The sequence below is a fragment of the Arthrobacter sp. NyZ413 genome (assembly GCF_049390645.1).
GTDB lineage: Bacteria > Actinomycetota > Actinomycetes > Actinomycetales > Micrococcaceae > Arthrobacter.
This window is the reverse complement of record NZ_CP155434.1, coordinates 2,186,020-2,205,900: the sequence shown is the minus strand read 5'-3', so window position 1 is coordinate 2,205,900 and position 19,881 is coordinate 2,186,020. Positions and strand designations below refer to the sequence as shown.

General features: G+C 63.2%; 20 protein-coding genes. 6 read left to right on the top strand and 14 right to left on the bottom strand.

Features of this window, described 5'->3' with window-relative positions:
* Positions 1–144: 144 nt before the first annotated feature.
* From secF to pdxT, 8 genes are all read right to left on the bottom strand, one after another.
* Entirely contained in the window at positions 145–1,158 is a 1,014-nt protein-coding gene (secF, locus tag ABCW42_RS10330; RefSeq protein WP_423184747.1) for a protein translocase subunit SecF, read from the bottom strand.
* Entirely contained in the window at positions 1,158–2,912 is a 1,755-nt protein-coding gene (gene secD, locus ABCW42_RS10325; protein ID WP_423184746.1) for a protein translocase subunit SecD, read from the bottom strand. The genes secF and secD overlap by 1 nt, the downstream gene beginning before the upstream one ends.
* 106 nt (positions 2,913–3,018) lie before the next feature.
* On the bottom strand, positions 3,019–3,402 hold the full coding sequence (gene yajC / locus ABCW42_RS10320) for a preprotein translocase subunit YajC (RefSeq protein WP_423184860.1): 384 nt from the start codon (positions 3,400–3,402) through the stop codon (positions 3,019–3,021).
* A 190-nt stretch (positions 3,403–3,592) separates the two neighbouring features.
* Positions 3,593–4,687 carry a Holliday junction branch migration DNA helicase RuvB gene (gene ruvB / locus ABCW42_RS10315; RefSeq protein WP_423184745.1) on the bottom strand — a complete coding sequence of 365 codons (1,095 nt, stop codon included), beginning with the start codon at positions 4,685–4,687 and terminating at the stop codon, positions 3,593–3,595.
* Entirely contained in the window at positions 4,680–5,324 is a 645-nt protein-coding gene (ruvA, locus tag ABCW42_RS10310; RefSeq protein WP_423184744.1) for a Holliday junction branch migration protein RuvA, read from the bottom strand. The genes ruvB and ruvA overlap by 8 nt, the downstream gene beginning before the upstream one ends.
* An 89-nt stretch (positions 5,325–5,413) precedes the next feature.
* Entirely contained in the window at positions 5,414–5,992 is a 579-nt protein-coding gene (ruvC, locus tag ABCW42_RS10305; RefSeq protein WP_423184743.1) for a crossover junction endodeoxyribonuclease RuvC, read from the bottom strand.
* Positions 5,993–6,038: 46 nt separating this feature from the next.
* Positions 6,039–6,797, bottom strand: coding sequence for a YebC/PmpR family DNA-binding transcriptional regulator (locus tag ABCW42_RS10300; protein ID WP_423184742.1), 759 nt, complete (start codon positions 6,795–6,797; stop codon positions 6,039–6,041).
* A 3-nt stretch (positions 6,798–6,800) separates the two neighbouring features.
* Positions 6,801–7,502 (bottom strand): pyridoxal 5'-phosphate synthase glutaminase subunit PdxT, encoded by a 702-nt coding sequence (gene pdxT, locus ABCW42_RS10295; protein ID WP_423184741.1) that lies wholly within the window; start codon positions 7,500–7,502, stop codon positions 6,801–6,803.
* A 112-nt stretch (positions 7,503–7,614) separates the two neighbouring features.
* On the opposite strand from pdxT, the gene ABCW42_RS10290 reads away from it, so the two are divergent.
* Entirely contained in the window at positions 7,615–8,910 is a 1,296-nt protein-coding gene (locus ABCW42_RS10290) for a MurT ligase domain-containing protein (RefSeq protein WP_423184740.1), read from the top strand.
* Complete coding sequence (locus ABCW42_RS10285; RefSeq protein ID WP_423184739.1) at positions 8,907–9,659, top strand: type 1 glutamine amidotransferase; 753 nt, start codon at positions 8,907–8,909, stop codon at positions 9,657–9,659. The genes ABCW42_RS10290 and ABCW42_RS10285 overlap by 4 nt, the downstream gene beginning before the upstream one ends.
* Positions 9,660–9,807: 148 nt before the next feature.
* On the opposite strand, the gene pdxS is transcribed toward ABCW42_RS10285, so the two are convergent.
* From pdxS to ABCW42_RS10255, 6 genes are all read right to left on the bottom strand, one after another.
* Complete coding sequence (gene pdxS, locus ABCW42_RS10280; protein WP_423184738.1) at positions 9,808–10,734, bottom strand: pyridoxal 5'-phosphate synthase lyase subunit PdxS; 927 nt, start codon at positions 10,732–10,734, stop codon at positions 9,808–9,810.
* A gap of 193 nt (positions 10,735–10,927) precedes the next feature.
* Positions 10,928–11,557, bottom strand: coding sequence for a phosphatidylinositol phosphate synthase (gene pgsA, locus ABCW42_RS10275; protein ID WP_423184737.1), 630 nt, complete (start codon positions 11,555–11,557; stop codon positions 10,928–10,930).
* On the bottom strand, positions 11,550–12,158 hold the full coding sequence (locus ABCW42_RS10270; protein ID WP_133204238.1) for an HIT family protein: 609 nt from the start codon (positions 12,156–12,158) through the stop codon (positions 11,550–11,552). The genes pgsA and ABCW42_RS10270 overlap by 8 nt, the downstream gene beginning before the upstream one ends.
* A gap of 30 nt (positions 12,159–12,188) precedes the next feature.
* The gene (gene thrS / locus ABCW42_RS10265; protein WP_423184736.1) at positions 12,189–14,198 is read right to left on the bottom strand and encodes a threonine--tRNA ligase; all 2,010 of its coding nucleotides are present in this window, start codon (positions 14,196–14,198) and stop codon (positions 12,189–12,191) included.
* Positions 14,199–14,451: 253 nt separating this feature from the next.
* On the bottom strand, positions 14,452–14,733 hold the full coding sequence (locus ABCW42_RS10260) for a YegP family protein (RefSeq protein ID WP_423184735.1): 282 nt from the start codon (positions 14,731–14,733) through the stop codon (positions 14,452–14,454).
* 107 nt (positions 14,734–14,840) lie between these two features.
* The gene (locus ABCW42_RS10255; protein WP_423184734.1) at positions 14,841–16,439 is read right to left on the bottom strand and encodes a S53 family peptidase; all 1,599 of its coding nucleotides are present in this window, start codon (positions 16,437–16,439) and stop codon (positions 14,841–14,843) included.
* Positions 16,440–16,863: 424 nt separating this feature from the next.
* Here ABCW42_RS10255 and ABCW42_RS10250 point away from each other — a divergent pair, with 424 nt between their 5' ends.
* The 4 genes from ABCW42_RS10250 to ABCW42_RS10235 all read left to right on the top strand — a co-directional run bounded on the left by ABCW42_RS10250 (position 16,864) and on the right by ABCW42_RS10235 (position 19,853).
* Entirely contained in the window at positions 16,864–18,264 is a 1,401-nt protein-coding gene (locus ABCW42_RS10250; RefSeq protein ID WP_423184859.1) for a glutamate decarboxylase, read from the top strand.
* 26 nt (positions 18,265–18,290) lie between these two features.
* Positions 18,291–19,157: a class II glutamine amidotransferase gene (locus ABCW42_RS10245; protein WP_423184733.1), complete on the top strand. Its 867-nt coding sequence runs from the start codon at positions 18,291–18,293 to the stop codon at positions 19,155–19,157.
* A gap of 95 nt (positions 19,158–19,252) precedes the next feature.
* Entirely contained in the window at positions 19,253–19,405 is a 153-nt protein-coding gene (locus ABCW42_RS10240) for a hypothetical protein (protein WP_423184732.1), read from the top strand.
* Between the two features lie 190 nt (positions 19,406–19,595).
* Entirely contained in the window at positions 19,596–19,853 is a 258-nt protein-coding gene (locus ABCW42_RS10235; protein ID WP_423184858.1) for a DUF6458 family protein, read from the top strand.
* Positions 19,854–19,881: the final 28 nt, after the last annotated feature.

Sequence of the window (19,881 nt, the reverse complement as noted above, 5' to 3'; positions counted from 1 at the left end):
TGCACCTCTCATGACTGACTTAATTCTCCCAGTCTATTCCCGCCGGTGACCTGTCCAAGAACAGATGCCCACATGACGGAGGAGTAAACATAAAGGGCCGGTCACCACTTTGACGTGGTGACCGGCCCTCCGGGAGAAACCAGGCTAGACGGCGGCGGCTTCCGAGCTTGAACTCGCGGCCGTGGCACGGCGGTTCGCAACCTTCTTGGCTTGCTTGACGAGCTCGGGTTCGCTTTGGCGCAGCCAGGCGTAAAGCGGCGCGGCGATGAAGATCGTGGCGGCAGTTCCGATCAGGATACCCACGAATAGTGCGAGCGAGAGATCACGCAGCGTACCGGCGCCCAACAGGCCTGCGCCGATGAAGAGAATGGCAGCAACCGGCAACACGGCGACCATCATGGTGTTGATGGACCGCACCAGCGTCTGGTTGACCGCCAGGTTGACCTCTTCGGCGAAAGTACGCCTGCTGGACGTGTAGATGTCGTGCGTGTTCTCGCGGATCTTGTCGAAGACCACCACCGTGTCATACAGCGAGTAGCTCAAGACGGTCAGGAAGCCGATGATGGCCGACGGCGTCACCTCGAAGTCGCTCAACGAGTAGACGCCGGCTGTACTGAACATCGTGACCAGCATGCCGGCCAGGGCGGAGACGGACATTTTCCATGTGCGGAAGTACAAAGCCATCAAAAGTGCGGCCAATCCGACGAAAACCGCGAGGCCGATCAGTGCCTGCTTCGTGACGTCCTGGCCCCACGTGGGTCCGATGAACGTGGAGGTAACCTCGTTCTCGGTCACGCCGTATGCCTTGGCGAGGTCCGCCTTGATTTTGACGGTTTCGTCGTCGCTCAGCTTGTCGGTCTGGATACGCATGGTGTTGCCGGCAACGTTGGCGACGCGTGGAATCGCTCCGGCCACGACGTCATGGACCGCCTTCTCACCCACGCCAGGGTTGGTGGTCTTGACGTTTGAAACCGTGAATTCAGAGCCGCCGCGGAAATCGATCCCGAGGTTGTAGCCGCCCTTGACCACCGGCAAGATAATCGAAATCGCCACCGCAAGCGCGGCGATGATGAACCAGATCTTCTTGCTGGAAACGAAGTTGTAGGAGCGCTCGCCCGTGTAGAGCTCGTTGCCGAACTTTGCGAAGCTCGTGGTCATTACTTCTCCTCCTTGGTTCCGTTGGAAGAACCAGTCAGCTGCGCCTGCCGTTCAGCGAGCCGGCGTTCCGCAATGGTCATCCGGCGTTCGGCCTCCGCTGCGGCGCCCGTGTTGCGGGCACGGACGACGACGGGCTTCTCGCCTGGCGTCCGGAGCCGGCCGGCACCCCGGTAGAGCGGGACGGCACCGAGCCGTTCTGGATCCAGGCCCGAGAAACGGTGGCCCTCGCCGAAGAACTTCGTCCGGGCGAGGAGCTGGAGGGTTGGGTGGGTGAACATGAACACAACCACGAGGTCGGCGACGGCGGTCAGGCCAAGCGTGAACGCGAAGCCGCGCACGTTGCCAACGGCAACGAAGTAGAGCACCAGGGCTGCAAGAAGGTTCACTGCCTTGGATGCAAGCACCGTCCGCTTGGCACGCTTCCAGCCGTTCTCGACGGCGGACACGAGGCCCTTGCCCTCACGCAATTCGTCCCTGATGCGTTCGAAGTACACAATGAAGGAGTCGGCGGTCTGGCCGATGGCAACGATAAGGCCGGCAACACCTGCAAGTGACAGGCGGTAATTTTCCGTCCAACCCAGGATCGCGATCGCGAGATAGGTAAGGCCACCGGCCACCACAAGCGAAAGAATCGTCACGAAACCCAGCGCCCGGTACTGGAAAAGCGAGTAGACCACGACGAGCATGAGGCCGATGACGCCTGCCAGGAGGCCAAGCCGCAATTGATCGCCGCCGAGGGTGGCGGAGATCTGTTCCTCCGACTGGATGTTGAAGCTGATCGGCAGTGCGCCGTAGCGCAACTGGTCTGCCAAGGCCTTTGCCGAAGCCTGCGTGAAATTGCCGGTGATCTGGGGCTTGCCGTCAGTGATCACGGCGAGTGCGCGAGGAGCCGAAATAACCTGGTCGTCCAGCACAATGGCGAACTGCGCCTTCGGGTCGTTGCCGCCCGACGACTGCGACGCGACATAGAACTGGTTGAGCCTCTGGGTGACGTCCTTGAAGGTCTGCGTCGCCTTGGCGTCGAACGTGATGGTCACGCCCCACGCGTTGGTCACGGAACCCTGCGCACCTTGGACGGGATCGTACGAGGACGACACGATGTCCTGGCCTTTGACCTCCACGGGGCCAAGTATGTACTTGACCGCAGGCGTGGTGGACGTGGCAGGTTCACACGTCACCAGCGGCTTCGCGGGATCGGAACGGGGTTGCTTCTCCTGTGAAGGATTGGCGCAGTCCAAGGCTTCGAATGCCTTGTAGACATCCGCGGTGACCCAGTTGGAATCGCTGGCGTTGGTCGGTGCGGCCGTAGGCTTCGGAAGGCTTGCGTCCGGGGTCCGAGATGCGGCAGGAACGGCCGCGGGGTCACCAGTAGTGATGACAGGCCGGAAGTTCATGTCCGCGGAAGCCTGGATCAAGGCCCGGGTCTCCGCGCTGGGGGTGCCGGGGAGGCTCACCACAACGTTTTGGCCGGACTGGGTGGTGATTTCCGCCTCGGCAACGCCTGAGCTGTCCACACGTTGGCGGATGATCGCCACGGCCTGGTTGAGCTGGTCCTGGTTGATCCCGGAAGAGCCCTCGACCTTAGGGGCAAGAATCATCTGCGTGCCACCCTCGAGGTCAAGCGCCAGCTTGGGAGCCCAGCTCGCCTTACCCGTGACCACTCCGCCCCCGAGGACGGCTGTGAGTACAGCGAATATTGCGACAAGCCAGAGCAGGACCCTGCGGCCTGGTACTTTGCGGCCTTTTCGTGCCATGTTCATCTTCCTGTTGATGACGGAACAGCCGCCGGCGTGCGCTCGAGCGCAGGCCGGCGGCAGTTCATTGCCGTAGAACTCTTCCCGCGGCTGACGCGGGCCGGAACTAGCTGTCCTTCTTGCCCTCGTCGTTGAGGCGCTTGAGGGTTTCGTCCGGCGTCTCAGCATCGGCCGGCGCGTCGGCATCCGTTTCCGTCAGCGACGAAGCATCGTCCGGAACATCCACGGCGGCTTCTTCGGTGGGCTCGACGATCTTGGTGACAGCCTGGCGGTGCACGGTCGCAAGGTTGCCGGGAGAGAGCTCCAGGACAACCTTGTTGTCTTCGTCGTCCATGGAGACGATCCGGCCGAAGAGCCCGAAGCTGGTCATGACGTCAACACCGGGAGCAAACTGGGACTGCAGCTTGGCCTGCTGCTGCTGCGTCTTCTTGTTCCGGCGGAACATCATGAAGATGAAGACGGCGAGCATGGCGAACAACAGGATTGTCATTGGATCCACAGGGAAGTTCCGTTCTTTGCATACGTTTTAGGTTTCACGGCGGCGTCTGCCCGGTGGATCCGTCGATGGTGGGATTTTTCCCCACGTGGCCGCCCAATGCTCCCACGAGCGGGCACGGAACCATGGACTCGAACGTGCCGAGTTTCATACCAGTCTAGATGCTTAAGCTGAAAGGGGCGTGCTAGAGCCCATTGTCGACGGTTTCGGCCCCGGCCTCGGCGCCTTCGAGGGCGTCGTCGACCTCGAAGAGGGCAAGGGGATCCTGGCCGAACACGCCGGCCGGTACTGCGTAGCCGAGATGCGTCCAGGCTGAAGCCATCGCGATCCTGCCGCGTGGCGTCCTTCCCATGAGGCCTTCCCTGACGAGATACGGTTCAGCCACCGTCTCAACTGTCTCCGGTTCTTCCCCGACGGCGATCGCGAGGGTTGAGAGGCCCACGGGGCCACCGTTGAACTTGGTGATCAGCGCTTCCAGGACGGAGCGGTCCAAGCGGTCGAGACCGCGCTGGTCCACTTCGTACATATCCAAAGCGGCGGACGCGGCGCGGGCGTCGATCTGCTCGATACCGTGGACCAGCGCCCAGTCGCGCACGCGGCGAAGCAGACGGTTGGCGATACGTGGAGTTCCGCGTGAACGCCCCGCGATCTCGCTGAAACCGGCCGAGTTGACCTTCAGGTCAAGCATCCCGGCGGAACGGCGCAAAACCAGTTCGAGCTCTTCGACTGTGTAGAACTCAAGGTGGCCGGTGAAACCGAAACGGTCCCGCAAAGGCCCGGGAAGAAGCCCGGCCCGGGTAGTGGCACCAACCAAGGTGAAGGGCGGTAGCTCGAGCGGGATGGCTGTTGCCCCTGCGCCCTTCCCCACGACGATATCCACCCGGAAGTCTTCCATGGCCATGTAGAGCATTTCCTCCGCGGGCCGGGACATCCGGTGGATTTCGTCGAGGAAAAGGACTTCACCTTCGGAAAGTGAGGAGAGAATGGCTGCCAAGTCTCCGGCATGCTGGATCGCGGGCCCGCTGCTGATGCGCAAAGGCGCATTCATCTCAGCCGCGATAATCATGGAAAGGGTGGTTTTGCCCAAGCCTGGAGGACCCGAGAGCAGGACGTGGTCAGCACTCCTGCCGCGCATCCTTGATGCTTCCAGAACGAGCGCGAGTTGCTTTCGAACCCGGTGCTGGCCCACGAAGTCATGAAGGTTCTTTGGCCGGAGGGCGGCCTCGATAACGCGTTCCTCGGGCTCCTCTCCCCCTGAGACGATCGATTGTTCAACCACGGCTGCCTACCTTGTTTCCGGCGCGGGCGCCGTCCTGGCCGAGCCAGCGCAGCGTTGCCCGCAGGATCTGTGCGACGTTGCCTGCGTCCGCGAGTTCCGGGGAATCCGCCATCGCTTTGTCGATGCTGCCGTTCGCGTCTTTCTCCGACCAACCGAGGCTGGTCATGGCCGCCACCACTTGCGGCTTCCAAGCAGATTCAGCCGCGACGGCGGGAGTGGTACCGGGCGCCGTGCCGTGCGGCACGAGCTTGCCCGCAAGCTCGAGCACGATCCTCCCGGCTACCTTCGGTCCGATGCCCGGAACCTTCGTGAAGGACTTGGCGTCGCCGGAATGGGCGGCCACCCGGATGGATTCGGGCTCATGGACAGCAAGCACGGCGAGGGCAAGCCGCGGGCCGACGCCGCTGACGCTCAGGAGGACGTCGAAGACTTCCCGTTCGTCATCAGTGGAGAATCCGAACAACGTCAAGGAGTCCTCGCGGACGATCAGCGACGTGAACAGTTTTGCTTCGTCGCCCACACGGAGGTGGCTGAGGGTCTGCGGTGTGGCGTAAACGCTCATTCCGGCACCGTTGAGGTCGATGACGGCCGTGGAAAGGCCTACATGCGCCACGGTTCCGCGGAGAAAACTGATCAAGACCCGGCTCCTGAAAACTGCCCCGCACCCTGGTGGTTCGCGGGATATCCGAACATATCTACGAATACCCTAGCAAGGGCGGCGGACATTTAACGGACGCGGCGCGCTTTCGCTTCGGCCTCGGCCCACGCCCGCTGGGCCGGAGTGAGGCTGCTGTTTCCCGGACCAGTTGACGCAACGGCCGCTCCGCTGCCAGCCCGCCAGGCATGAGTTACAGCTAGCGCCAACGCGTCCGCTGCGTCAGCCGGCCGCGGCGGGGAGTCGAGGCGGAGGATCTTAGTGATGAGCTTGGTCACGGCTTCCTTGTTTGAACTGCCGCTTCCGGTGACTGCCGCTTTGACTTCGGACGGCGTGTGGAGCGCCACCGGAATGCCGCGCCGCGCCGCCGCGGCGATGACGACGCCGGACGCCTGGGCCACCCCCATGACGGTACTCACGTTCAATTGCGAGAAGACCCGTTCCACCGCGAGGACGTCGGGTTTGTGCAGGTCGAGCCACTCGTCGATCGCTTCGGCGATGACCAGGAGCCGCTGGTCCAGCGGTTGTTCGGGCGAGGTGCCCACCACGCCCACCGCGACCATGGTGGCGCGCCTGTTGCGTTCGACGTCGACCACTCCTATGCCGCAACGGGTGAGGCCCGGGTCGACTCCCAATACACGAAGAGTCAATTCCGGGCCTCCAGGTTGTGATCAAACAGAATTCGCGGGAAGGCTGCTACTCCGCTGCTTCGAGGGCAGCTTGGACTTCGTCGCTCATGTCTGCGTTGGTGTAGACGTTCTGGACGTCGTCGAGGTCTTCGAGGGCGTCAACGAGCCTCATGAACTTCTTGGCACCGTCCAGGTCGAGGTCCACCTGCATGGACGGAACGAACTCGGCTTCGTCGGTTTCGTACTCGATGCCGGCTTCCTTCAGCGCGTCCCGGATGGCCTGGAGATCCGTCGGCTCCGAGTGGACTTCCCAGTTTTCGCCGCTGTCCTTGACTTCTTCCGCACCGGCGTCGAGCACGGCCATCAGGACGTCGTCCTCGCTGAGGCCGTTCTTGGGCAGGTTGACGACGCCCTTGCGGGTGAAGAGGTAGCTGACCGAACCAGGGTCCGCGATGGTGCCACCGTTGCGGGAAATGGCGAGCCGGACTTCGGAAGCCGCACGGTTCTTATTGTCCGTCAAGCACTCGATAAGGAGGGCCGAGCCCTGGGGGCCGCGGGCTTCGTACATGATTTCCGTGTAGTCGACCACTTCGCCGGTGAGCCCGGCCCCGCGCTTGATGGCGCGGTCGATGTTGTCGTTCGGGACGGAAGTCTTCTTCGCCTTGGTGACGGCCAGTTCGAGGCCCGGGTTTCCGGCAAGGTCCGGTCCACCCATGCGCGCGGCAACTTCGATGTTCTTGATCAGCTTGGCGAACGACTTTGCACGCTTTGCGTCAATGACGGCTTTCTTGTGCTTGGTGGTCGCCCATTTGGAGTGGCCTGACATGCTTTACGCTTCTCCTCTGATCATTCGAATGAATAGTTCGTGCACGCGCTTTTCCCCCGTCACTTCCGGATGGAAGGAGGTGGCGAGCAACTGGCCCGAACGTACTGCCACAATTCTAGCCAACCCGTGCAAAGTGTCCGTGTGCGTGGCCTTGTCCGGTTCAACCTGCGCAAGGATCTCGACGCCGGGGCCGACGCGCTCCACCCAGGGGCCGCGGATGAAAACAGCATGGACGGGATCCACGCCGTGTTCACCGGCGCTGAATTCCAACCCCTTGAAATCAAGGTCGGTTTCGAAGGACTCGCGCTGCCGTCCGAAGGCGTTTCGGCGAACCGTGATATCGAGTCCGCCGAAAGTCTCTTGGGGGTTTCCGGCCAGGTCCGTCGCGGGGTCGGCGATGTCGTTCGCGAGCAGGATCATGCCGGCGCAGGAACCATAGACGGGAAGCCCCGACGCAATGTGCTTGCGAAGCGGGTCCGCGAGCTCGAAGATCCGCGCGAGTTTGTCGATGGTGGTTGATTCGCCGCCGGGAATGATCAGGCCGTCGACGTCGTCGAGCTCAGCGGGCCGCCGGATGCCGATACCGGTCGCGCCGGCGGCCTCTACGGCGTGGAGGTGCTCGCGGAAGTCGCCTTGTAGTGCGAGGACGCCAATGCGAAGGCCGGAGCCCACGCGCGAGGACGCCTCGGAAAGGGGAATGGTCATTCGACCATCATAATGCGCAGCCGCCACCCGGCCCGCGTCCGAGTAGTCCGGACGGCCCGCCGTGAGCTTGCCGGCAAAGGTTCCATGCCTCGACTGGGATATATTACAGAGCATGTTTTCGTACAGCGTTCCGCTCGGCAAACTGGTCCGGGCCGCGTCCCGGCTTCGCGGCGGAGGGTCGGCTTTCCCAGGACTCGTGGTCGAAAAGATCGACCCCGCATTCATGCAGCGGACCCTGTCCTCGCTCCCCCACGGAGTCGCCGTCGTCAGTGGCACAAACGGCAAGACGACCACCACAAAAATGGTGGTGGAACTGCTCGAAAGCCAAGGCCTGAAGGTCTTCACCAACCGGACCGGCAGCAACTTCACGCGCGGCGTCGCAGCGGCCCTCCTCGGCGAGGTGGACTGGCGCGGAAGGTTGGATGCCGACGTCGCGGTCCTTGAACTCGACGAAGCGCACGCTGTGCATTTCGTGAACAAGGTGCCTCCCCGTTATTGCCTGCTCCTCAATGTCCTGCGGGACCAGCTGGACCGTTTCGGGGAGATCGACACCACGGCGCTGCTCCTCCAGCGCATCGCGGAACGGACCACCGGAACCGTCGTCCTGAACCGGGAGGACCCCCGGGTTGCCCGGATCGCGGGTTCCGTGGACGGTCCCGAAGTCCTGTACTTCGGACTCGACGAGTCGCTTCGCAGCACCTTCCCGAACGACGACGACATGCGCACCGCAGCCTCCGGAACCGGAGCCAACGGTGACGTTCCCGCTGCGGAGGCGGCCGACGTCGTACTCCGCCGCGTTGGCGCCGACGACGCCGATTTCGAGTTCGACGGCACGCTGGTCACGACCCACATGAAGCTCCGGGGCGTCTACAACATCTTCAATGCCGCCGCCGCGCTGGTCCTTGCCCGGAGCATCACCGGCGCCACCGGAAAACCGGGCGACGCCGCCAAACTGGTCAAGGCGCTGTCCGAAGTGGCGCCGGCCTTCGGCCGCGGCGAGAGCCTCACCGTCGACGGCCAACCGCTTGAGTTGGTGCTGGTCAAGAACCCGAGCGGTTTCAGGCTCGGACTCAAGTCGTTCCCCGCCGAGGGATATGCCTCCATGATCGCCATCAACGACAACTATGCCGACGGCCGGGACATGTCCTGGCTCTGGGACGTCGAATTCGACTCCCTGCGCGAGGGCGGCGTGGACGTTGTTTCCGGTGTCCGCGCCTACGACATGGCCCTCCGGCTCCAGTACGACGACGTCCGTTTCTCTTCGGTGGACACCGACCTCCCAGCCGCATTGGCCGGGTTCATCCGCGGTTCGGCAGGCAAGCCCAAGCGGATTTTCTGCACATATACGGCGATGCTCGCGATTCGTCGTGAACTCGCCAAAATCACCACGGTGGAGGTGGTCTCATGAACCCGGCCGACGGCGCCACGCACGAAGCCAGCAAGGGCACCATCCGTGTCCTTCAGTTGTATCCGCGGGACATGAACATCTATGGCGACTGGGGAAATGCGCTGGTCCTGCGGCAACGGCTGCTATGGCACGGATACACGCCGGAACTCCTCGAATACAACGTGGGCGACGACTTTCCGGACGACGTTGACATCATTCTTGGCGGCGGCGGCCAAGACAGCGGCCAGACCGTGATCCAGGACGACCTGCTGGCCCGGGGAGACCAGCTTCGTGGAATGGCCGAAGACGGCACCCCCATGCTGGTCATCTGCGGGCTTTACCAGCTCTTCGGCAAATTCTTCAAGACGAAGGCGGGACCGGTCATCCCGGGGATCGGCATCCTGGACATCGAGACAGTGGGCACCGACGAACGCCTCATCGGCAACGTCACGCTGACCTCGCCGGAATTCGGCGAAATCCTGGGCTACGAAAACCACAGCGGCCAGACAACCCTGGGACCCGCCGTCGAGCCCCTAGGCACGGTATCCAAAGGGGCGGGAAACAACAGCAAGGACGGCCATGAAGGTGCGCGGCATCGGAATGTCGTGGCCAGCTATTTGCACGGGTCCCTGCTGCCAAAGAACCCCGCAATCGCCGACTTCCTCATCCGCACCGCCGTCGAACGGAAGTACGGAACCTTCGTTCCCGGGAATCCCGACGACGACTTCGCCCGCCTCGCGCGCGAGCACGCGGCACGCCGGCCGCGTTAGGCGCAACCCACCGCTAAGTTTGTGTACGGATCACACCCCTTAAAGGGCGTTTTAAAGGGTGTGATCTGTACACAAACGACGACGGCGGTGGGCCCCCTTTCGAGGTGAGCCCACCGCCGTCGTACTACTGAGGCGTTAGCGCCGAGTGTTACCAGCCGCGCTCGGCCAGGCGGTGGGGTTCGGGGATTTCCTCGACGTTGATGCCGACCATGGCTTCACCCAAGCCGCGGGAGACCTTGGCGATGACGTCGGGGTCGTCGTAGAAGGTGGTGGCCTTCACGACGGCGGCCGCACGCTGGGCCGGGTTGCCGGACTTGAAGATGCCCGAGCCGACGAACACGCCGTCGGCGCCGAGCTGCATCATCATCGCGGCGTCGGCCGGGGTGGCGATGCCGCCGGCGGTGAACAGCACGACCGGGAGCTTGCCGGTGGCGGCAACTTCCTTCACGAGCTCATACGGGGCCTGCAGTTCCTTGGCCGCGACGTAGAGCTCGTCCTCGGGCAGGGAGGTCAGGTTCTTGATCTGCGCCCGGATCTGGCGCATGTGGGTGGTGGCGTTGGACACGTCACCGGTGCCGGCCTCGCCCTTGGAACGGATCATCGCAGCACCCTCGTTGATGCGGCGCAGCGCCTCACCGAGGTTGGTGGCACCGCAGACGAAGGGAACGGTGAAGTTCCATTTGTCGATGTGGTGGGTGTAGTCGGCCGGGGTCAGGACCTCGGATTCGTCGATGTAGTCCACGCCCAAAGACTGCAGGACCTGCGCTTCGACGAAGTGGCCGATGCGGGCCTTGGCCATGACCGGGATGGACACGGCACCGATGATCTGATCGATCATGTCCGGGTCCGACATGCGGGACACGCCGCCCTGGGCGCGGATGTCCGCGGGAACACGCTCGAGCGCCATGACCGCCACGGCACCGGCGTCTTCGGCGATGCGGGCCTGCTCGACGTTGACGACGTCCATGATGACGCCGCCCTTGAGCATCTCCGCCATACCGCGCTTGACGCGGCTGCTGCCCGTGACGCTGGCTGCGGACGAACCGGCTTCGTTGCTTACATCAGGTGTAGACACAAAAACCCCTATGGGTAGATAGACGACCTTGGCCGGGGCGCACACGGACAGGGCCACGCGCTGCGCACACCGGATTTCCAGGTCACATTGACCAAGTAACTTCAATACTAGTCCCCTGTGCGGGGCGTGCAGAATTCGAAGACCGGGAGGACATAAGCCCTCCCGGCCAACCCGATTAAGGTGCGCTGAACCGCTACGCCGGCTTCCCGCCGTCGACGGCTGCCAAAGCCTGTTGACGGACGGCGGCCATCCGTTGCACCACGGTGACGGCGGTCGCTAGAGAGAGGACGGCGAGCGTCACGAGCAGCACGACAGGAGGCAGTCCGAGACCCGTCAGACCGGTCACGAGCAGGACCGATATGAGCCGCTCGGCTCTCTCGGCGATGCCGACGTTGGCGTAGAAGCCCAACGATTCAGCCTTGGCACGTGCGTAGGAAACCACCATCCCGAGCACGAGGCAGGCCAACGCCGCGATGGCGGTTGCCCGGTTGGCGCCGCCGGTGAAGAACCAGATGGCGACGCCGCCGAAAATGGCACCGTCCGCGATCCGGTCCAAAGTGGAGTCCAGGAAGTTACCCCACGGTCCGCTGCGTCCGCGTTCCCGCGCCATGATGCCGTCCAAGACGTCGGAAAGCGCGAACACAGTGATCACCAATGAGCCCCACCAGAGCTGGCCCATGGGATAGAGCGTCAGGGCGCCGACCACGACGCCCACGGTCCCGACGACGGTGACGGCGTCTGGCGACACCCCCACCCTCAGCAGGAACCTGGCCATGGGCGAGAACAATCCGGTGAAAAAACCGCGGGCGTGCCGGTTAAGCATCCGGCTCCCCGGACGCAGCGGACTCCCCCGGCCAAGCATCGGCTACCTGCTCCCGGACCTCGGCGAGGGTTTGGGTGATGGCCTTCGTCTGCGCGATGATCGGGAAGAAGTTCCCGTCGCCGCCCCAACGCGGGACCACATGCTGATGAAGATGGGCGGCAATTCCGGCGCCTCCGGCAACCCCTTGGTTCATGCCCAGGTTGAAGCCGCTGGGGTTCGCGACTTTCCGGAGCACCCGCATGGCCGTCTGCGTGAGCTCGGCCATTTCGGCAGTTTCCTCAACCGTGATGTCCGTGTAATCCGGGACGTGCCGGTACGGGCACACGAGCAAGTGGCCCGGGTTGTAGGGGAACAGGTTGAGGACTACGTAGCAGCTCTTGCCTCGGTGCACGATCAAGGATTCCTCGTCAGTGCGGCCGGGCGCTACGCAGAACGGGCAGTCGTCCTGGTCTTTGAACTGCTGGGGACCGCCCTTGATGTAGGCCATGCGATGCGGAGTCCACAGGCGTTGGAAGGCATCGGGAACCCCGGCGAGGCCGAAGTCGTCGGTCACTTCGGCATCGCCTGGATAGTCAGCTGTCACGCCCGTGTACTCCTGCACTGTTGTCCGCCCCCGTCGTCGTCCGCCTGGTCAGCTCTCGCGGTTCTTGACCGCATCCACGATCCGGCGGACCGCCTCCTCGACCGGAACGCCATTGTCCTGGCTACCGTCGCGGAAGCGGAACGATACTGCCCCGGCCTCTGCGTCTTCGCCACCGGCGATCAGGACGAACGGGATCTTGTCCTTGCTGGCTGTGCGGATCTTCTTCGGGAAACGATCCGAGGAAATATCCACCTCCGCGCGGATGCCTGCCGCCTTGAGCTGGTCAACGACGTCGAACATGTAGTCATTGAACGCTTCGGCCACGGGAATACCGACCACCTGCACCGGAGCGAGCCAGGCCGGGAACGCGCCGGCGTAGTGCTCGGTGAGGACACCCATGAATCGCTCCACCGAACCGAACAGGGCGCGGTGGATCATCACGGGGCGCTGGCGGGTGCCGTCGGCAGCCTGGAACTCGAGCTCGAACCGCTCCGGGAGGTTGAAGTCGAGCTGGATGGTGGACATCTGCCAGGTGCGTCCGAGGGCGTCCTTTGCCTGCACCGAAATCTTGGGTCCGTAAAACGCGGCTCCGCCCGGATCCGGGACCAATTCCAGTCCGGAGGCTTCCGCCACTTCGGCGAGGGTGCGGGTGGCTTCTTCCCAGGTAGCGTCGTCACCGACGAACTTGTCCTCGTTTTTCGTGGACAGCTCAAGGTAGAAGTCATCCAACCCGTAGTCCTTGAGCAGGCCAAGGACGAAGTTCAGGGTGTTGGTGAGCTCGTCCTTCATCTGCTCGCGGGTGCAGTAGATGTGGGCATCGTCCTGTGTCATTCCGCGGACGCGGGTCAACCCGTGGACAACGCCGGATTTCTCGTAACGGTACACAGAACCGAACTCGAAGAGCCGCAAGGGCAACTCGCGGTAGGAACGTCCGCGTGAACGGAAGATCAGGTTGTGCATGGGGCAGTTCATCGGCTTCAGGTAGTAGTCCTGGCCGGGCTTGCGCACGGTGCCGTCCTCATTGAGCTCCGCGTCCACGTGCATCGCGGGGAACATGCCGTCCTTATACCAGTCGAGGTGGCCCGAGACTTCGTACAGGTGTCCCTTGGTGATGTGCGGCGTGTAAACGAACTCGTAGCCGGCGTCGACGTGGCGCTGGCGCGAGTAATCCTCCATCGCCTTGCGGATGATGCCCCCCTTGGGATGGAACACCGGCAAGCCGGAGCCGAGTTCGTCAGGGAACGAGAACAAGTCCAGTTCGGCGCCGAGCTTGCGGTGGTCGCGGCGTTCGGCTTCGGCAATGCGGTCTTGGTAAGCCTTGAGAGCTTCCTTGGTGGGCCAGGCGGTGCCGTAAATCCGCTGCAGCTGCTGGTTGTTCTGGTTGCCGAGCCAGTAGGCTGCCGAGGACCGGGTCAGCGCGAAGGCATTCGAAATCAGCTTGGTGTTGGGCAAGTGCGGTCCGCGGCACAGATCGCACCAGACGACGTCGCCGCTCTTGCGGTCCACATTGTCGTAAATAGTGATATCGCCCGCGCCCACCTCGACGTTGACGCCCTCGCCGGCGTCCCCGGCGTCGTTCTTCTTGCCCAGGAGTTCGAGCTTGTACGGCTCGTCCTTCATGGCGACGCGGGCCTGGTCCTCGGTAACCACGCGACGCACGAACTTCTGGTTCTGGTTGATGATCTTCTGCATCATCTTTTCGAGCTGGCGCAGGTCTTCCGGAGTGAACGGTTCTGCGACATCAAAGTCAAAGTAGAAGCCGTCTGTGATGTACGGACCGATGCCAAGCTTGGCGTCCGGGCGCAGTTGCTGCACAGCTTGGGCCATAACGTGCGCGGTGGAGTGGCGGAGGACGTTCAGTCCATCCGGCGAATCGATGGTGATGCCTTCGACCGTGGCGCCTTCAGGCAGCACTTGGTCGAGGTCCTTGAGCTCGCCGCCAACGCGGGCCACCACAACTTCGCGGCGCTCAAAGAAGAGGTCCGCGCCGGTGGTCCCTTCCGTCACCTTGGTCTCTTCGCCATCGACGATGAGGGTGATCTGCTGGGCATCTGACACGGGTGTCTCCTATTCATTGATAAGGCTTCATAGCTTGTGGCGTACGGGGACCACAGCCAGCCATCGTCCATCGTATCCGCTCCGGCTGGGGCCGCCAAAGCACGCCACGGCAAGGGGTTTCGCTCAACCAGCGAAGGTATTTCGGGCGCCGCCCCGGGGCGGCTGTCGACAGCGTAGCCGCCGGCGACGAACGGGAACGGCAGACAAAGAAGGGGACCCCACAGCGTGGAGTCCCCTGGTGGCGCTTGGCCCGTCAGCTGCTCATGGCCTTCCGTAGCTCGTGCGTCCGCCAAGCCGGCGTGTGGTGCAGGTGCTGCCTGTGGACTTGCCGTTCGAGGGAAGAACTCCATTGACCGTGACTGCGGTCCTTGATGAGAGCCGTACCGGCGATCTCCCTGACAGTGGAAATCCCGCGCACTGCCGCCTGTTTGGTGGGAAAGGTGGTTGTCATCGCCAAAATATCGCCGTTGCCGTCCCGCAATGCAATCCTGTACATGCCGTCAGGCGCGTCGACCAATTCAAAATATCCAGCCATTGCCTAGCCTCCTTTGAAACCAGCGGTTGTAAAGGACATTAGTCAGTCTACTGACGATGGGGACCGATGGCAGCAGAATTTTGCCATTTCAGTCCACCATCGATCATTCAGGATGCGGACTGGACCAGCTGAAGAAGTGCCTTCCCGTCAGGGCTGCCCAGGCCTGTGCACGGATCCCAGCCCACCCCCGCCCGGTAGCTTCCGTTGGAACCGACAGTGATGTCATGGAAGCCCGACGCCGGATTGGCCCCGTTTTGGTAGAGGAGCGGCTGGATGAGGCCGAACCGGCGATTGCTGGCTTGCGCCAAGCGGGCGATCAGCGCGGCCCAGAGGGGCGCCACCGCACTGGTTCCGCCGATCACCATGTCCTTTCCGTCGACGCGCACGCGGTAGCCGGTTTGCGGATCTGCGACACCACAGACATCGGGCACACCCCGGCCCGAATTCCTGGGCGCGGGTTTGTGCTTGGCGTGCCCGGCAACCCCGGCTTGCCAGGACGGGACAGGGAAGACGTCGCTGTAACCGCCGCCAGTGGCTGAGTTCGGGCCATCGTTCCATACGGTTTCCGAGCTGATCGCGCCGGTTTGGACGTCCGCTGCCAGCCGGGTGCCGCCGCAGGCGAGCACGTGCGGGCTCGACGCCGGAAAGTCGGCGTGGTCGCGATGGTCCGTTACGCCGTCGGCGCTTCCGTTATCCCCCGCCGCCGCGGTGACGGTGACGCCGAGGGCCGCTGCATCCGCCATCGCCTGGTCGAAGGCCGTCCGGGCCTGGGCCGTCCAGGCGTCTTCGCTTTGGCCCCAGCTGATGCTGATCGCCGCGGGCGCGGGGCTCGCGTGGGATGCCGCGATGATCGCGTCCAGGAAGCCGGCGTCCGTATTGGGCGCAAAATAGACGACGATGCTTGCCTTCGGGGCCAGTGCTCCCACCACTTCGATGTCGAGCAGGACTTCCCCGTCGGCGCCCGATGGATCCTGCCCGGGTTGATTGGCTCCGCCGTCAACCCCCACGGCCGAGATGTCCGGCGTCGGAATGCCGAGCCCTTGGAAGTAGGCGTCGAGATCCGCCTGCCCGAATCCGCCGCCCAGTTCCAGGATCGCTACGGCTTGGCCGCTGCCGTCGGTATCGCTCGGAAAGTTGTAGATCATTCCCAACTGCGGCGGGGTGTAGCTCGTACCTGTCGCAGCCAGCGGGATCGCATGGAATTGTGCCCTGGCTTGCGGCCGGTCATCGAGGCCAAGTACGGCCACCACGACGCCATCCAGCACCTCGGGAATGTGCAGTCCCCCGGTGCGGTGCCGGTGCGTGACTGCGTTGCCGTCAGGTGCCCGGCTTGTGATCTCGTCAAGGGAGGTTCCGAAGACGCTGCTTAACTGTTCCACGGTGCCCTCCAGCCGGATCCTGCGGCTGGCGGCGTCGGCGTCGGCGATATCCAGCCCAAGCCCCGCAAAGGTCCGCACTGCAAGGTCGAGATCCTCGCTTGATGCTCCGTACCGCGACGCCAATTCGTCCTTCGAAATGGGAGTGGACGGAACCTCCGTCATCTCTTCCTGCCGCCGGAGGATGACCGTTGCCTCGATCCGGCGGGCGGGATCGACGGGGCCGAGGATATCCCGGGCGCCCGGGGCCGGCTCTCTCTCGGATCCCGGCAAAGGGACCTTCCGTGGTTCCTCTTGATCGGGGGTTTCGGGGCTGTTCTGGTTGGACACTGCTTCTCCTAGCCTTGGGCCGCGCCGGGGTCCTGTCCGCGGCTGGACGCGTCACCTAAGGTGCGCGCTACATAAGGACCGGGTAGTCGTGGGACTTTCCGGATTCAGGCGGTGCTTCTTGCGCCCGGGCGGGACGCGGCAGAGGAGACGGAAATTCGCCCGGCGTCCGGGGCCCCCGTCCCCTCGCCGCGCGATCGCGCTGCGCTCTTCTGCTCGCCATGAGGAGACCTCTCTGGGCCTGGCAGTCGGGACCGGCACGGCCCCACTTGAGATTATGCATCCGGCAGGCCCGCGGCCACCATGCCCTAGGGAAGTTGGTGGCGGTGGAAAGCCTTGGGCGCGGCTGCCGGCAGCGGTAGCGTAGGGCTTTGGCAGGCCCTGCCGTTGCAACCGTGAACGCCCCGGCGAGTCAAAGGAGCACACCATTAACAGGTCATACCGTACATCGGCCCATGAAACAGACACAGCGGTGGAGCTCAACCCCGTATTCAGCCGTCCGGGCGAGTCCACCATCTTCCCTCGCTTCACTCTCCCGGCGGGGGAATCGCTTCCCTCGACCGCGTACCAGATTGTCCATGACGAGGCGATGCTGGACGGGAACTCGCGTTTGAACCTGGCGACGTTCGTCGGAACCTGGATGGAGCCGGAAGCATCAAGGCTTTACGCGGAGACGTTCGACAAGAACATGATCGACAAGGATGAGTACCCCCAGACGGCGCTGATTGAGACCCGGTGTTGGCGCATGCTGGCCGATTTGTGGAATGCTCCCGACCCCGAAAAGGCGGTGGGCACGTCCACCATTGGTTCCTCGGAGGCGTGCATGCTGGGCGGTTTGGCGCTGAAGCGCCGCTGGCAGCACGCACGTCGGGCCGCCGGGTTGCCAGCCGACAAGCCTAACCTCGTGCTCAGTTCGGCAGTCCAGGTTTGCTGGGAGAAGTTCTGCAACTATTGGGATGTCGAAGCGAGGTATGTGCCGATCTCCCAGGAGCATCCTGTGCTTGACGGCCATGATCTCGATCAATACGTGGATGAGAACACGATCGGTGTGGTCGCGATCATGGGTGTGACCTACACGGGTGCGTATGAGCCCGTCGCGGCAATCGCGGCCGCGTTGGATGAGATCCAAGCGCAGCGCGGATTCGATGTTCCGATCCATGTAGACGGAGCTTCAGGCGCCATGGTCGCGCCGTTCCTTCAGCCGGAGACTTCGTGGGATTTCCGCTTGCCCAGGGTTGCGTCCATCAACACGTCAGGTCATAAATACGGATTGGTATATCCGGGCTTGGGGTGGATTGTCTGGCGCGACGGGCACGCTCTACCGGCGGACCTCGTGTTCCATGTGAGCTATCTTGGCGGGGACATGTCCAGCTTTGCCCTGAACTTCTCGCGTCCCGGCGCGCAGGTGCTCTTGCAGTATTACCTGTTCCTGCGGCTTGGGTTCGAAGGCTACCGTTCCGTCCAAGCTACTTCCCGGGATGTGGCACTGTACCTCTCGGCGGAAATCGGGGCGCTGGAGGCATTCACGTTGTTGAGCGAGGGTTCGGACATCCCGGTCTTTGCCTGGCGGCTGACTGAGGGGTATACGGACAAATGGAATCTCCACCACCTCTCCGAGCGGCTTCGGATGAATGGGTGGCTGGTTCCTGCCTATCCACTGCCGGCAAGCCTGAGTGAGGTTACCGTGCAGCGGATTGTTGTCCGCAATGGTTTCACGCGCGATCTCGCGTCGAGCTTTTTGACTGACCTCAAGAAGGAAGTTGCCTATTTGGACAGCCTCTTGGCACCTATGCCTGCCGACGGGCAGACCCCCGCGTTTCATCACTAAGGCACCGCGAAGCAAGGAGGCAGGCCATGTGCCGAATGTTTGGATTGCATGCCGGTTCCGAGTCTGTCCGGGCCACCTTCTGGCTGCTGGACGCTCCGGACAGCCTTGCCGACCAAAGCAAGCGGGAGCCGGACGGTGCGGGCATTGGCACGTTCGACGCCGAGGGGAATCCGCACGTCGCGAAGCAGCCGCTGGCTGCCTGGGAGGACCACGCTTTTGCGCGCGAGGCCCGGGTTCTTAAGAGCACAACCTTCCTTGCCCACGTCCGGTATGCGAGCACTGGCGCGCACACCTTGGTTAATACGCACCCGTTCGAGCAAGACGGGCGCCTCTTTGCCCATAACGGCGCCTTCTCGGGCCTCGCCGTGCTGGACCGCCGCTTGGCTGAGTATGGCGTGGGCGATCTGGTGCTGGGCCAGACGGACAGCGAGCGGCTCTTCGCGTTGATCACGGCTGAAATCCGGCGCTCGGACGGTGATGTGGGGAAAGGGGTCGTTGAGGCGGTCACGTGGGTAGCGGCCCGACTGCCCGTCTTGAGTTTGAATTTTATCTTGACGACGGCTACGGATCTTTGGGCCGTGAGATACCCGGACTCGCACCAGTTGTACCTGCTGAGGCGCCCGCCGGCGAATCCCGACGGCGAGGATCCCCTGGATGCGCGGAGCCCGCGGATACGCGCCCATAGCCGAGACCTTTCGCGGTCGGGCCACGTTCTGGTTGCCACCGAACCGATGGATGGGAATCCGGGCTGGAATGCGTTGGACCCCGGCGCGTTTGTCCACGTCGGCCCGGACTTGGAGGTGGAGTTCACTTTTCCATTCCCGGAGGCTCCTGCGCGTCGCCTCACGTTGTCCGAATTGTCGCCGTCCGCTGCCGCTTCACAAATTTCGTAAGTGTTCTCGGTAGAGGATCGTGAATGGCCGGTGACTACCGGTGTGGTCCGCGTGTTCTTCACCGTCTCCTGCGTTGTCACGCATAGGATCGAAGCATGACCGCCGATGTGGAATCCGAGCCGGCTTTCGTACCGGTGGTGCAACTGGACGGGCAGCTGACCATCAATGACGTCCTGCTTGAGTTGGGACGGGAGCCCGTAGTGTACCCGTCAGCGAATGCAGACGCGGGCGATTTCCGGATCTTCTGAAGTCCGGATCTGCAGTTCGGCTTTGACTCCTTTTTCAACCGTTATGGTGGCGGAATTTCACTCGACACTTGCTAAGCATACTTAGTAGTGCCAATAATGGGACCTGTAGTCGCCTAGCGGCCCAAGGCGGCCACTCCGTATGGGGAACCGTCGGCAGAAATGTCCGGCATCGACCGAAGGAGCATTGACTATGTATATCGGTTCTTCGATTTTCCTGATTGCCTTGGGTGCAATCCTGGCATTTGCGATCACGCCCGGCCTTATTCCATTTATCGATCAAACCGTCGTCGGCTACATCCTGATGGGAGCAGGTGTGCTGGGAGTCATCTTGTCCTTGGTATTCGCAGCGCCCCGTAGGCAGCGCACGGTCAGCGAAAGCCGGCGATTCGCCGACCCCGCCAACGGCGACACCGTCACCCGTCACGAAATGCGTGAAGACGGCATCTAGCATTCACGGCGTCTTCCGGGCCGTCCTG

Excerpts from the sequence above, each read along its gene's own strand:
- ABCW42_RS10235 (WP_423184858.1), top strand. The coding sequence starts at position 19,596 with ATGTATATCGGTTCTTCGATTTTCCTGATTGCCTTGGGTGCAATCCTG.
- secF (WP_423184747.1), bottom strand. The coding sequence starts at position 1,158 with ATGACCACGAGCTTCGCAAAGTTCGGCAACGAGCTCTACACGGGCGAG.
- ABCW42_RS10240 (WP_423184732.1), top strand. The coding sequence starts at position 19,253 with ATGACCGCCGATGTGGAATCCGAGCCGGCTTTCGTACCGGTGGTGCAA.
- ABCW42_RS10260 (WP_423184735.1), bottom strand. The coding sequence starts at position 14,733 with ATGGCTGGATATTTTGAATTGGTCGACGCGCCTGACGGCATGTACAGG.
- pdxT (WP_423184741.1), bottom strand. The coding sequence starts at position 7,502 with ATGACCATTCCCCTTTCCGAGGCGTCCTCGCGCGTGGGCTCCGGCCTT.
- ABCW42_RS10290 (WP_423184740.1), top strand. The coding sequence starts at position 7,615 with ATGTTTTCGTACAGCGTTCCGCTCGGCAAACTGGTCCGGGCCGCGTCC.
- ABCW42_RS10245 (WP_423184733.1), top strand. The coding sequence starts at position 18,291 with ATGTGCCGAATGTTTGGATTGCATGCCGGTTCCGAGTCTGTCCGGGCC.
- ABCW42_RS10285 (WP_423184739.1), top strand. The coding sequence starts at position 8,907 with ATGAACCCGGCCGACGGCGCCACGCACGAAGCCAGCAAGGGCACCATC.
- secD (WP_423184746.1), bottom strand. The coding sequence starts at position 2,912 with ATGGCACGAAAAGGCCGCAAAGTACCAGGCCGCAGGGTCCTGCTCTGG.
- yajC (WP_423184860.1), bottom strand. The coding sequence starts at position 3,402 with ATGACAATCCTGTTGTTCGCCATGCTCGCCGTCTTCATCTTCATGATG.
- ABCW42_RS10300 (WP_423184742.1), bottom strand. The coding sequence starts at position 6,797 with ATGTCAGGCCACTCCAAATGGGCGACCACCAAGCACAAGAAAGCCGTC.
- pgsA (WP_423184737.1), bottom strand. The coding sequence starts at position 11,557 with ATGCTTAACCGGCACGCCCGCGGTTTTTTCACCGGATTGTTCTCGCCC.